The sequence below is a fragment of the Nonomuraea sp. NPDC003201 genome (genome assembly GCF_053590415.1).
In genome coordinates this window covers 19986-31878 of record NZ_JBSFTC010000119.1, presented here as the reverse complement: position 1 = coordinate 31878, position 11893 = coordinate 19986, and the positions used below count along the sequence as shown (strand labels likewise).

The 11893-nt window shown below is 72.3% G+C and carries 12 protein-coding genes and 1 pseudogene; 6 read left to right on the top strand and 7 right to left on the bottom strand.

Going from position 1 to position 11893, the window contains the following annotated elements; translation table 11 throughout:
* From ACWDX9_RS33045 to ACWDX9_RS33035, 3 genes and pseudogenes are all read right to left on the bottom strand, one after another.
* Positions 1–552: pseudogene (locus ACWDX9_RS33045) on the bottom strand (hypothetical protein); the annotation flags it as partial.
* Between the two features lie 163 nt (positions 553–715).
* A complete protein-coding gene (locus ACWDX9_RS33040) occupies positions 716–1648 on the bottom strand; it encodes an SPFH domain-containing protein (RefSeq protein WP_449960854.1) in 933 nt (310 codons plus the stop codon).
* An 85-nt stretch (positions 1649–1733) separates the two neighbouring features.
* Positions 1734–3074: an MFS transporter gene (locus ACWDX9_RS33035; RefSeq protein WP_449960851.1), complete on the bottom strand. Its 1341-nt coding sequence runs from the start codon at positions 3072–3074 to the stop codon at positions 1734–1736.
* 102 nt (positions 3075–3176) lie between these two features.
* Here ACWDX9_RS33035 and ACWDX9_RS33030 point away from each other — a divergent pair, with 102 nt between their 5' ends.
* The 5 genes from ACWDX9_RS33030 to ACWDX9_RS33010 all read left to right on the top strand — a co-directional run bounded on the left by ACWDX9_RS33030 (position 3177) and on the right by ACWDX9_RS33010 (position 6904).
* Entirely contained in the window at positions 3177–3842 is a 666-nt protein-coding gene (locus ACWDX9_RS33030; RefSeq protein ID WP_355198203.1) for a GntR family transcriptional regulator, read from the top strand.
* A gap of 10 nt (positions 3843–3852) precedes the next feature.
* Positions 3853–4227 carry a DUF2203 family protein gene (locus tag ACWDX9_RS33025; RefSeq protein ID WP_449960848.1) on the top strand — a complete coding sequence of 125 codons (375 nt, stop codon included), beginning with the start codon at positions 3853–3855 and terminating at the stop codon, positions 4225–4227.
* 78 nt (positions 4228–4305) lie between these two features.
* On the top strand, positions 4306–5307 hold the full coding sequence (locus ACWDX9_RS33020; RefSeq protein ID WP_449960845.1) for a hypothetical protein: 1002 nt from the start codon (positions 4306–4308) through the stop codon (positions 5305–5307).
* Positions 5308–5312: 5 nt separating this feature from the next.
* Positions 5313–6293 (top strand): hypothetical protein, encoded by a 981-nt coding sequence (locus tag ACWDX9_RS33015; protein WP_449960843.1) that lies wholly within the window; start codon positions 5313–5315, stop codon positions 6291–6293.
* Between the two features lie 65 nt (positions 6294–6358).
* Positions 6359–6904 (top strand): CGNR zinc finger domain-containing protein, encoded by a 546-nt coding sequence (locus ACWDX9_RS33010; protein ID WP_449960840.1) that lies wholly within the window; start codon positions 6359–6361, stop codon positions 6902–6904.
* Here the strand turns inward: ACWDX9_RS33010 and ACWDX9_RS33005 are convergent.
* Entirely contained in the window at positions 6884–8125 is a 1242-nt protein-coding gene (locus ACWDX9_RS33005; protein WP_449960837.1) for an MFS transporter, read from the bottom strand. The genes ACWDX9_RS33010 and ACWDX9_RS33005 overlap by 21 nt on opposite strands.
* A gap of 75 nt (positions 8126–8200) precedes the next feature.
* Positions 8201–8968, bottom strand: coding sequence for a VOC family protein (locus tag ACWDX9_RS33000; protein ID WP_449960835.1), 768 nt, complete (start codon positions 8966–8968; stop codon positions 8201–8203).
* A gap of 173 nt (positions 8969–9141) precedes the next feature.
* On the opposite strand from ACWDX9_RS33000, the gene ACWDX9_RS32995 reads away from it, so the two are divergent.
* Positions 9142–9771 (top strand): alpha-ketoglutarate-dependent dioxygenase AlkB, encoded by a 630-nt coding sequence (locus ACWDX9_RS32995; protein ID WP_449960833.1) that lies wholly within the window; start codon positions 9142–9144, stop codon positions 9769–9771.
* A gap of 14 nt (positions 9772–9785) precedes the next feature.
* On the opposite strand, the gene ACWDX9_RS32990 is transcribed toward ACWDX9_RS32995, so the two are convergent.
* A complete protein-coding gene (locus ACWDX9_RS32990) occupies positions 9786–10847 on the bottom strand; it encodes a WD40/YVTN/BNR-like repeat-containing protein (RefSeq protein WP_449960830.1) in 1062 nt (353 codons plus the stop codon).
* A 57-nt stretch (positions 10848–10904) separates the two neighbouring features.
* Complete coding sequence (locus ACWDX9_RS32985) at positions 10905–11798, bottom strand: D-alanyl-D-alanine carboxypeptidase family protein (protein WP_449960827.1); 894 nt, start codon at positions 11796–11798, stop codon at positions 10905–10907.
* Between the last annotated feature and the right edge of the window lie 95 nt (positions 11799–11893).

The window sequence follows — 11893 nt, the reverse complement described above, 5'->3', positions numbered from 1 at the left end:
GGCGCCGAGCGCCTGGCCATCGCGCCCTGCATGATCGGCCACGAGGCCCCCACGGGGATCGTCGAGCGAGGCCGAGACGACCGGCAGCGTGAGCCGGGAGGCCAGGAGCACGGCCGTGGCCTGCACCGCGTGCACCGCGCGCTCCCCGCCCACCGTGGCCATGATGACGGCGTCCACGGGGCTGGAGACGTTCAGCAGCCGTACGCGGTCGGCCCTGGCCAGGCCGCGCTCGGCGAGCCTGATGTGCAGGGCCTCGGCCAGCAGCGGGTGCGGGCCGAGCGCCTCGGTGACGACGGCGCCGCTGCCGCCGGCCGCGACCGCCTTGCCGATCTCAGCCAGGACGACCGGATCGTCCCAGGTGAGCAGGGGCACGATGACGGCGTCGCGGCCGGAGGGCAGGGAGTCCGCCAGGTCGGTGACGCTCGTCAGCCGCACCTCGATCTGCGGGTGGTCGAGGCGTACCACGGCCGCGATCTCTTCGGCCACGCCGGCCGCCGCGCCGGGGGTGGCGAGCACGAGCATGGGGGCGTCCGGCGGCAGGGACGTGGGCACGGGACGGCGGTGGCGACCGCCGCCCGGCCGGGGGGAACGTTCACGTACAGGCAGGCTCACAGCCGCGCAGTTTATGCGTATTAGGTGGAGGTTGCTCTGTGAATAGGTGGCGATTCCGTCACAACCCAGACGCTGCGCGCAGAAAGAGTCAACCACATCTTGACTACCGCGACGGAACCACGACCGACTGGGGATTCCCGGGGGCGTACACCGTGATGCCCTGCGGCAGCGATTTGAGCTTCTCGATCTCCGCGCACGCCGGGCACTTGTCGTAACCGTCCTGCCTTGCCCGGTTCGCATCCGCCTCCGCCTTGGCCTGGGCGACCTTCGCCTGCGCCTCGGAGACGGCCGCCGAGGCGGCCAGCGAGCGGTCCACGGCCTGCTGCACCTCGCCCGGCAGCGTCACCTTGGCCAGCGTGAAGCGCAGCCCGGTGAGGAAGTCGCCGCCGAGCGTGGCCGGCAGGTCGCGGGCCAGCGAGGCGTTGACCGCGTTCTGGACCTTGACGATGTTGGCGTTGCTGTCCTGCGGCTTGAGCGTGGAGCTCTCCAGCAGCGAGCAGGACGGCACGAGCTCGGCGCAGCGCATGGCGCCGATCTGGCCGCGCAGCGCGTTGTCGATCACGGGGCGGACCGCCTGGCCGAAGAACGCCGACCAGCCCTCGTCGCCGTCCCACGCGTAGAGCGAGCGGTCGTCCTGGGCGCGGAAGGTGCGGGTGCCGTACTTGTCGTCGAACGTCCTCAGCGTCTGATGGTCCAGGTTGAGCGTGAAGTAGAGGGTGCCTTCGATGCCGAGGTTCACCCCGTCGCTGCTGGGCACCGTGACCACGTCCACGCCGAGCGTCGTGGCCCGCTTGGGGTCGGCGGTGATCGTGTAGAAGCGCTGCTGCGCCGGGTAGAGGTGGGTGGACGACCACATGCCGGTCCAGGTCAGGCCGGAGCCGGGGTTGATCACCTGGCGTACCTGGTTGTCGTCGAGCGGGCCGCCGTCACGGATGACGGCCACCTCGCCGCCGCCGGTGCTCTCCAAGCCCCCCAGGCCCCCGATGAGCAGGGGGACGACGATGAGCGCGGCGACGACGATCAGGGCGATTCTCATCAGTACCCCTTCCGCGCGGGCGGCGTTGGCAGCCGCCGCCCGCGGCTTCTCGCGGCGTTTTCCGGCTGAGCTCAGAGCTTCCGGCTCAGGCGAACGGTCCCACCTGGCCGGGCAGGGAGGCCTTGGCCTTGGAGCCGGGGTCGGGCTGCGCGGCCAGGTCGAGGTCGCGGGTCTCCGGAGCGATGGCCAGGCCCAGGGCCGTGACCGCCAGGGCGACCACCACGTAGATCGACACCGCGACCGTGGTCTTGTACGTGTCGAACAGGCTGAGGGCGATGATCGGGGCCAGGGCGCCGCCGACGATGCCCGCCACCTGGTAGCCCATGGACGCGCCGCTGTAGCGCAGCCGCGTGCTGAACAGCTCGGCGATGAAGGCCGCCTGCGGCCCGTACATGGCGGCGTGGGTGACGAGCGCGACCACGGCGGCCAGCGCGATCAGCGGGAACGATCTGGTGTCGAGCAGCGGGAAGAACGCGAACGCCCACACCGCCGCGCCCACCACGCCCGCGAAGTAGACCGGCCGCCGCCCGAACCGGTCCGACAGCGCGCCGGCCAGCGGGATCAGCACGAGCTGCAGCGCCGACCCGATCAGCACCGCGTTGAGCGCGTACGAACGCGGCAGCTTCAGCACCGTGGTGAGGTAGACGATGATGTACGCGGTGAACGTGTAGAAGGCCACGTCCACCCCGATCCGCGCGGTGAAGGCGGACAGCAGGGCCCGCGGGTGCGTGCGCAGCACCTCCAGCAGCGGCATCTCCGCCTTGGCGCCCTGCTCCTTGACCTGGGCGAACAGCGGCGACTCGGTCACCCGCAGCCGCACCCACAGGCCCACGAACACCAGCACGCCCGACAGCAGGAACGGCACCCGCCAGCCCCACGACAGGAACGCCGCGTCGGACAGCGTGAACGACAGGAGCGTCAGCAGCCCGGTGGCCAGCACGTATCCGGCGGGCACGCCGACCTGCGGCCAGCTCGCGTTGAAGCCGCGCCGCCGCCCGTCGCCGTGCTCCAGCGACATGATCACCGCGCCGCCCCACTCGCCGCCGAGCCCCAGGCCCTGCACGAACCGAAGCACCGCCAGCAGGATCGGCGCGAGCACGCCCGCGCTCGCGTAGCCGGGCAGCACGCCGATGAGGAACGTCGAGACGCCCATCACCAGGAGCGTCACCACCAGCACGGTCTTGCGCCCCGCCCGGTCGCCGAAGTGGCCGAACACGACGCCGCCGAGCGGCCGGGCGACGAACGCCACGGCGTTGGTGGTCAGTGACGCCAGCGTCGCGTTGAACGGGTCGAGCGCGGGGAAGAACAGCTTGGGGAAGACCAGGGTCGCGGCCGTGGTGTAGAGGAAGAAGTCGTACCACTCCAGCGACGTTCCGATCAGGCTGGCGAGGATCACCCGCCGGGTCTGTTGCGCGGAGCCTGTCATTCGATCGCTCCTTGTTCGTCTAGGGGGTCCTCTTCAACATAAGAATCGTTGAACAATTCGACAAGAGGTTTGCTCCATGATTCGCTGTCAAATGTGGATAACGTGGTTGCCGATCTCGCTCAGGACCGCCCCAGGCTGGGCCGCAGCAGCACCGCGGAACGGGTGGCCGACATCCTGCGCGACCGCATCAGCGAGGGCTTCTTCCGTCCTGGGCAGCGGCTGTCGGAGGAGTCGATCTCGGAGGGGCTCGGCGTGTCGCGCAACACGCTGCGCGAGGCGTTCCGGCTGCTCGGCCACGAGCGGCTGCTCGACCACAAGCTCAACAGGGGCGTGTTCGTCCGGCTCCCGTCCGCCGAGGACGTCGCCGACCTCTACCGCGTGCGCCGCGTGCTCGAAGGGGCGGCCGTACGGCGCGGCCCGGCCCCCGAGGCGCTGGCGGTGATCAAGGAGGCCGTGCTCGACGCCGAGCGCGCCGCCGAGCAGGACGACTGGCAGGGCGTCGGCACCGCCAACATCCGCTTCCACCAGGCGCTCGTCTCGCTGAACGAGAGCCCCAGGATCGACGAGGCCATGCGCCAGCTCCTGGCCGAGCTGCGGCTGGTCTTCCACGTGATGGAGAACCCGCGGGCCTTCCACGAGCCGTTCGTCGACCGCAACCGGACCCTGCTCGGGCTCCTCGAGTCGGGGCGGCCCGAGAAGGCCGCCGCGTACCTCGACGACTATCTCGACCACGCCGAACGGCTGCTCATCGAGGCGTACACGCCGTAACGTCTGTGGCATGGACCGGATCTTCACTGTTGACGAGGCCCGCGAGCTGCTCCCCGGCGTCATGCGTGACGCCCGCGAGGTGATCGCCGCCCGCGCCGACCTGACCGAGATCGACTTCGACCGGCGGGCCACGGGGAGCTCCCCGCTCGGCGGCCTGCCCGAGATCAAGGGGCTGCAGGCCCGCATCGAGGAGATCCTCAGCGGGTGGACCGAGCGGGGGATCGAGGTCAAGGGCATCGCGCCGGTGCTGGTCGACTTTCCCGCCGTGATCGACGGGGTGTCGGTGCGGCTGTGCTGGATCGAGGGCGAGCCGGAGCTGGCCTGGTACCACCGTACGGAGCTCGGCTTCGCGGGCCGCCGCCCGCTGGACCCCGGGAGGGAGTGAGCCGCGGCCGTGGCCGATCTGTGACCAACCGCGCACGTGAAGTGGGTGTCTAACGGGGTGAGCGAAAGGATCACACCGATGAGGCACCCCTCAGCGACCGCGGCCCTGCTGGCGTCGGCGGTCATCGGCGGACTGGGGCTCGCACCCGGCGCCGCCCACGCCCAGTCGAAGTCCCCGGAGGCCCGCGCCGCCTGGGTCAAGACCTGCACCCACAAGAAGGACGACCTCGACTACCCGTGCGGTCACTGGCAGCTGATCATGCGCGACGGCCGCAAGGTCGCCGTGCCCGGCGCGGCCACCTCGCAGATCGACGCCAAGGGCAACGAGGTCCACGACACCAACACGTTCGCCATCAGCGCCGACGGCCGCGTGATGGCGTACGAGCGCAGGAGCGACCACCGCCTGGTCGTCCAGCCGATCGCGGGCGGCCCGGCCAGGACGCTGCCCAAGGCGGCGGTCCCCAAGGGCGTCGGCACCTCCGACGTCGGCGTCTACCTGTCGCCCAAGGGCGACACGGTCGTGATCGACTACGGTGACGAGCCCGTCCGCCTGCCCGCCAAGGTCATCACGGTCGCGACCGGCAAGATCACGACCCTGCCCCTCGGAGAGGGCATGGGCGGGTTCAGCGGCGACGGCGACGAGGTGCTGACCAAGCGCTACCTGAGCGACAACACGCTCCGCCTGACCGCGCACCGGCTCGGCGGCGCCTCGGTCAAGGCGACCCCGCCCCAGCTCGTCGCGAACGCCCCCACCCTCGCCCTGGCCCCCGACGGCCGGACGGTGGCCGTGTTCACCGCGGGCAACGCCGACACGAAGAAGCCGCCGAGGGTGCGGACCTACGACCTGGCGACCGGGCAGCTGTCCGGCGGCGCCGACCTGCCGCTCTCGCCCGGCGTGCCGCCGGACCTCGCCTGGTGGGGCCCGGACGGCCTGCTCCACGCGGTGGTGGAGAGCGGTGACGTCGGGGAGACGGCGGTGATACGGGAGCTCACCGTCGATCCCGACTCCGGGGCGGTCAACCGGACCGGCCGATACACGATCAGCAAGACCAGGTACGCCTATGTGAAGGCGGGGGAGTGAACGACATGAAAGCCAAGATCTTCGCGGTCCTCGCGGCCGCCGTCGTCGCGGTGCCGGGGGGCGTCGCGTACGCGGAGCCGCACGCGCACGCGCAGGCACATCGGGGGCACGACAGCGTCCGTTACGCCGCCATCAAGAGCTGCGGCAAGGACGGGGACGCCAAGCCGTGCGGCGACTGGCGGCTCGTCATGCACGACGGCAGTCAGAGCACGCTGCACGACGCCCAGACGGTCGCGCTCGACGTGAAGGGCAAGAAGCTCGTCTACGCCTCGGCGCCCATCGCGGTCAGCGGCAACGGCCAGCGGATCGCGTACCTCACCAGGACCGGCAAGCTGGCCGTGCGCACGCTCGGGGGCGGCGTCAAGCTGTTCGCCAAGGACGCGCTGCCCCGGGTGGACCAGAACAACATCACCCTGCGCCTGTCCGACGACGGCGCCCGGCTGGCCGCCGTCATCTCCGGCGAGAAGGTCCAGAGCACGCGCGTGTTCGACACCGCCACCGGCGCCCGGCTCGGCTCCGTGCCGGGCAACCTGATCGTGCTGGGCTTCAGCGGCGACGGGGACGAGGTGCTCACCAGCGCCGACGGCGACGAGGGCGTCACCGACCTGGCCGTCTACAGCGACACGGGCGAGCAGCTCGTACGCGGCACGCCGCCGCAGGTCGTGTCGTCCAACTCGCCGCAGGCGCTGTCGGCCGACGGCCGCACGGTCGCGTCCCTCGTGGCGGGGAACAAGCCGCAGCTCGTCCTGTACGACATGCAGAGCGACCAGGTCGTCGGCCGCAAGAAGCTCAACCTGCCGGCCGGGGACGTCGACATGGTGGACTGGACCGGGGACACCCAGGTGACCGTCCACCTGGTCCAGTACCAGGAGGGCGGCAACAAGATGACCATCGTCCAGATCGACACCGAGACGGGCGCGGTCAAGGTCCGGGACCGGTACCGGATGCTGAAGGGCATGTTCGTCTTCGCGGCGTGCGGCGGCTGACGCGGCCCGGGGCCCGGGGAGGCGGCGGGGATTCCCCGGGCCCGCACTGGCATAACCTTCTCGAGGTGGAGGTTCACTCGACCAAGGCGATGGCCGCCAGGGCCGTCGACCTGTGCGTGGCGCTGCTGCACGAACGGCCGTCCGTCGAGTCGGTGTCGCGGGTGCTGCGCGACCACGGGGAGACCGGGGACCTCGGCCTCGGCGAGGCCGACGTGACGGCGATGCGGGCGGCGGCGGCGCGGCTGCGCGAGGTCCTGGGCGCGGCCACCGTCGGCGAGGCGGCCGACCTGCTCAACCGGCTGCTCGCCGGATCGGCCCGAGCACCCAGACTCACCAGCCACGGGGGCACGACGAGCTGGCACGTGCACGTCGACAGCGGGGACGACGCGCCGTGGGGGGAGTGGTTCCTGGCGTCGTCGGCGATGGCGCTGGCGGTGCTGCTGGCCGACCATCAGCGCGTTCCGGGCGGGTTGTGCGCCTCGCGGGGATGCGGGCGGCCGTACCTGGACCTCGGGGGCGGCAGCCCGCGACGCTACTGCAGCACCCGCTGCGCCACCCGCGAACGCGTCGCCGCCCACCGCTCCCGCACCTCACCGCCCGCCTCGGGCTGAGCGCGACGCTTCTGCCGGGGAGCCCTTGTCGCGGCGCCCGGCCGTGAACACGGCCACGGCGGCGGCCTGCAGCACGGCCCCCGCCACCAGGGCCGAGCTCGCCGAGTACGCCGCCAGCGGTCCGGCCAGCGCGGACCCGATCGCGAACGAGGTGATCTTCAGGCTGGCTCCCGTGGTGAACACCTGGCTGCGCAGGCGGGCCGGCGCCTCGCGGTGCCGTACCGAGAACAACGCGGTGAGCTGCGGCCCTTCGCCCGCTCCCGCCACCGCCGCGGCGAGAACCGCCGCCCAGAACGTCCCGGCCCCGGCCGCCAGCGCCGTCCCCGCGCCGAGCACCGCCGTCCCCCAGGTCAGGACGCGGTCCCACCGCCGCACCCGGCCCCACGCGGCGATCACCGCGTTCGCGGCCAGCCCGGACGCGGCGGTGACGGCCAGCAGCAGCGCGCCGTGGCCGCTCTCACCGGTGAGCTCGGCGCCGAGGACGGGCGCGGACACGACCAGCATGGCCAGGCCGCAGCACGAGACCGCGGACCCGGCCGTCGCCCGGCGCAACGTCGCGTTCCGCCAGATGACGGCGAACCCCTCGATCAGCTCCGTCCGAATCGCCCGCCCGCGACCGGCCGCGCCGCCGTCGGCGGGCGAGCCGGGTGCGGCGGGGGGTGCGGCCGAACGGGTCCGTACCGAAGGCAGGCTCCAGGCGGCCGGCAGCGCGGCGACGAGCAGTCCGGCGCACACCAGGACCGTCGCGGTGCCTCCGCCCGCGCTCGCCACCAGCCCCACCACGGCGGGGCCGGCCAGCCCGGCCACGTTGTAGCTCATGGAGTCGAGCGCGTTGGCCCTGCTCAGGCGTTCGGGACCGGCCACCCGGGGCAGCTGCGCCGTCCAGCCGCCGGTCAGCGCGGGCCCCAGCAGCCCGGCCACGACCGCCACGCCGATCAGGGCCGGGTCCGGCACGCGGCCCAGCCCGTACAGGACCAGCAGGAGCCCGGTCGCGTACCCGAGGAGACAGCACGCGAGCAGCCGCCCCGGCCGCCGCGCCCGGTCGAGCAGCACCCCGAGCAGCGGCCCGCCGAACGCGGCCGAGACGGTCAGCCCCGCCAGCAGCCAGGACGCCGTGAGGGGAGACCCGGTGACGGCCAGCCCGGCGACCAGGAGCGCGGGCCCGGACATCTCGTCCCCGGTGCGCGCGGCCACCGCACCCGCCATGTAACGGTATAACACGGTAAAGACGTTACAGGGCGGCGAGTGCGAGCCGGCCCGGCCCGTGCGCCGCGCGGACCGGGCCTGTGGCTGGGATCAGGTCGAGCTGGTGATGACCGCGAAGCGGGCGCCATAGGGGTCGGCGAGGAAGGCCATGCGGCCGACTTCCTCCACGTCCGTCGCGGGAGCCCGCAGCGTGCCGCCGAGCTGCTGTGCCAGGGCCGCCGTGGCGTCGCAGTCGGGCACCTCGAAGTACGGCAGCCAGTGCGGGCTGTCACCGGGCTGGAGCTGGACGATCCCGGCCATCGCCGAGTCCTCACCGCCGTCGGCGGGCGAGATGACGGGGTAGGACATGTCGCCCATCGGCAGGTCCTCGACGCGCCAGCCGAAGACCGACTGGTAGAAGGCCCGGATGCCGGCGGGGTCGGGGGTGTAGAGCTCGATCCAGCCGAGCGAGCCGGGTTCGGTGACCATGCCGAGCCCCTTCGTGCGGCCCGGCTGCCACACCGCGAACGCGGCCCCCGTGGGGTCGGCGAAGACCGCCATGCGGCCCTGGCCCTCGACGTCGCTCGGCGGGAAGAGCACCGTGCCGCCCGCCTGCTCGATCGTCTTGGCGATCACGTCGACGTCGGGCACCTGGAAGTACGTCAGCCACGCCGGGGTCCAGCCCTCCTGCGTCACCTCGCTGATCCCGGCGACCGTCTTGCCATCGACCTGGCAGAAGCGATACTGCATGTACTCGGGGCCCAGCGTGACGGACTCCCAGCCGAACAGTCCCGTGTAGAAGACGTTCGCCGCCTCCGCGTCGGGGGTGTTGACCTCGATCCAGCAGGGGGCTCCCGGTAGGTAATCGGTGGTGAGCATGGCCTGCTCCTTCGTGTGACGAAGCGATGGGTGGCCTCTTCGCCTCACGGTGCGGGCTGAGGGCGGCGATGCCACTCGTATCCGGCGATTGCCAGCCTCGCACGACCCCACGGCAAAGGCGAGCCGACACCCCAGTCGAATGCATGTTTGAACAAAGGCATACACTTGGCTGTATGACAGCCTCGTTCCAAGCATCTCTGCTCGGCCTCGACGAGGAGCTCGGGGTCGGGCCGCTCGGCGCCACGGTCCGCAGGACACACCTCGACCACGGCGCCTGGATCGACCTGCGCCCGGGCTGGCTCACGGGGGCCGACACGCTGTTCGAGCGGCTGGCCGGGACGGTGCCGTGGCGGGCGGAGCGGCGGCGCATGTACGACCGGGTGGTGGACGTGCCGCGGCTGCTGAAGTTCTACGACGAGGACGAGACCCTGCCGGATCCGGTGCTCGAGGACTGCCGCCGGGCCCTCGACGATCATTACGGGGAGGAGCTGGGGGAGCCGTTCCGTACGGCGGGGCTCTGCTTCTACCGCGACGGCCGCGACAGCGTGGCCTGGCACGGCGACACGATCGGGCGGGGGAGCACCGAGGACACCATGGTGGCGATCGTCTCGGTCGGCACCCCCCGCCCGCTCCTGCTCCGGCCCCGTGGCGGCGGGTCGTCCATCCGGCGGGATCTGGGGCACGGGGATCTGATCGTGATGGGCGGGAGTTGCCAGCGGACGTGGGAGCACGCGATCCCGAAGACCTCCCGGCCGGCGGGGCCGCGCATCAGCATCCAGTTCCGCCCCCGCGGCGTCCGCTGACACCGCCTACGGGGTTATCGGAGGGTCAGGTGGGCGAGGCGGCCCTGGTCGCCGGAGGCCCAGCAGGAGAGGTCGCGGGTGCACGACACCGTGTCGAACGATCCGTTGTCGAAGGTCTCCCAGGTGCGCCCGCCCGACCACGTCACGTCGCTGCCCGAAGGCCCCACCGCGATGGCGGCGAACGGCAGGTGCGGGAGCCATGCCACGCCGGAGCGGTAGGCGGGCGGCGGGGTGGCGGCGGGTTGCCAGGTGGTGGCGCCGTCCCGGGTGAGGGCGGCGGCGCTGGGGGAGAGCTGGTCGGGGCGGTAGTCGCCGCCGACCGCGAGGCCGTGGTGGCGGTCGCGGAAGGCCAGGCCGAAGACGCCGCGGGCCGGGTCGCCCGCGGGGATCGGGGTGTCGGAGACCGTCCAGGTGCGTCCGCGGTCGCCCGAGTGGAACACCCGTGACCGCTCCGCCCCGCCGGTGGCCAGCCAGGCGTCCCGGCCGCCCGCGGTGACCAGGCACTGGCCGCTCGCCGCGAACCCCGCCTCGCCCGTCAGCGCCTGCGGCATCCCGTCGGCCGGCAGCACCCGCCAGCTCCGCCCGCCGTCGTCCGTGGCCAGGATCCGGAACCTGCCGTCCACCGGGTCGCTCATGGCCAGCCCGTGCCGCCGGTCGAAGAAGGCCAGGCAGTCGTAGAACGCCCGGGGCTCGTCGTTCCTGAACGCCTCCGTCCACGTGCGCCCGCCGTCCTCCGTACGGTAGACGCGCGAGTCCGTGCCCTCGCCGATCGACAGGGCCACGGCCCTGCGCTCGTCGAACGCCTCGATGTCGCGGAACTGGAGCGCGGAGGTGTCGGGCGGGGAGACGTTCTGCCAGCTCCGCCCGCCGTCGACGGTCCTCAGCACGGTGCCGCCCGAGCCCGAGGCCCAGACCACGTCCCGGCTGACGGGCGACAGGCCGCGCAGGCGCGCGGTCACCCCGGTCTCCTTGAGCTCCCAGCCGAGCTTGGGGGTCCCGGCGTGGGCGGCGGGGACCGGGGCGGCGAGTACGGCGGCGGCCGCTGACAGCGCACTCAACGCGATTCGAAGCTTCATGTCGGGCAAACTAGTCCAAAGGATCAACACCGTCCATGGTGTCCGCCCGGGCTTCGGTCAGGCGGACTCGCGGGCCGCACCCCAGGACAGCAGCGCCTCCGCCGTGTCGAAGCGGCGGCTGGAGTCCGACTCGCCGAGCAGCGCGCCCACCAGCGTGTGGCCGCGCTTCTCGCCCGCGAACGCCAGCGTGAACCCGGCCGCCCGGGTGAACCCGGTCTTCAGTCCGATCGCGCCCGGCGTCCCGAGCAGCTTGTTGGTGTTGCGCCAGCTGTACGAGCGGTGCTCGGAGGTGGCGTCCAGCGAGTGGTACCGGGTCCCGGCCACTTCCTTGATCAGCGGCACCTGCACGGCCTTGGCCGCCAGCATGCTCTGGTCGCGGGCGGTGGAGTAGCCGTCCCCGCCGCGCTTGGGCAGGCCGTCGGCGTTGACGTACTCGGTGTCGTTCATGCCCAGCTCGCGCGCCGTCGCGTTCATCTTGCCGACGAAGCCGCCGACGCCCGGGCCGTACGTGCGGGCGAGCGCGTGGGCGGCGTCCGCGCCGGAGGGGAGCATGAGGCCGTAGAGGAGCTCGCCGACGGTGAGGCGGTCGCCGGGCCGCAGGTCGGCGGTGGTGCCGCCGCCGTCCTCCGCGTACTGGACGTCCTCCCGCTTGACCTGCACCACGTCCGTGGGCTTGGCGGTCTTCATGACGACGTACGCGGTCATCATCTTGGTGACGCTGGCGATCGGGAGGCGGTCGTCGGCGTTCTTGCTGAACAGCTCCTTGCCGGACGAGACGTCCATCAGGTAGGCGGCGCTGCCGTACACCGAGGGCGCGTCCTGCTGGACGGCGTGGACGGGTCCAGCGGCGGGGGCGGCGGCGGGGGCGCTGGCGTGTGCGGGTGCGGTGAGCCCCGTGACCAGGGCAAGGGCACCTGCCGCAGCGGCCAGGTGGGCTTTCCGGATACGCATCGCTCCAGATTGCCGCGCCCTTTGAGATGCTTTTGCCGAAATGGGCGATATTTCGTGACAAAGGGCGCGGAAAGCCCGGCCCTGTCGAAGGAATC

What these genes read in the sequence shown, in the direction of transcription:
- ACWDX9_RS32995 (WP_449960833.1), top strand. Translation starts at nt 9,142, where the DNA reads ATGACAGCCTCGTTCCAAGCATCTCTGCTCGGCCTCGACGAGGAGCTC.
- ACWDX9_RS33035 (WP_449960851.1), bottom strand. Translation starts at nt 3,074, where the DNA reads ATGACAGGCTCCGCGCAACAGACCCGGCGGGTGATCCTCGCCAGCCTG.
- ACWDX9_RS32990 (WP_449960830.1), bottom strand. Translation starts at nt 10,847, where the DNA reads ATGAAGCTTCGAATCGCGTTGAGTGCGCTGTCAGCGGCCGCCGCCGTA.
- ACWDX9_RS33025 (WP_449960848.1), top strand. Translation starts at nt 3,853, where the DNA reads ATGGACCGGATCTTCACTGTTGACGAGGCCCGCGAGCTGCTCCCCGGC.
- ACWDX9_RS33020 (WP_449960845.1), top strand. Translation starts at nt 4,306, where the DNA reads ATGAGGCACCCCTCAGCGACCGCGGCCCTGCTGGCGTCGGCGGTCATC.
- ACWDX9_RS32985 (WP_449960827.1), bottom strand. Translation starts at nt 11,798, where the DNA reads ATGCGTATCCGGAAAGCCCACCTGGCCGCTGCGGCAGGTGCCCTTGCC.
- ACWDX9_RS33000 (WP_449960835.1), bottom strand. Translation starts at nt 8,968, where the DNA reads ATGCTCACCACCGATTACCTACCGGGAGCCCCCTGCTGGATCGAGGTC.
- ACWDX9_RS33015 (WP_449960843.1), top strand. Translation starts at nt 5,313, where the DNA reads ATGAAAGCCAAGATCTTCGCGGTCCTCGCGGCCGCCGTCGTCGCGGTG.
- ACWDX9_RS33040 (WP_449960854.1), bottom strand. Translation starts at nt 1,648, where the DNA reads ATGAGAATCGCCCTGATCGTCGTCGCCGCGCTCATCGTCGTCCCCCTG.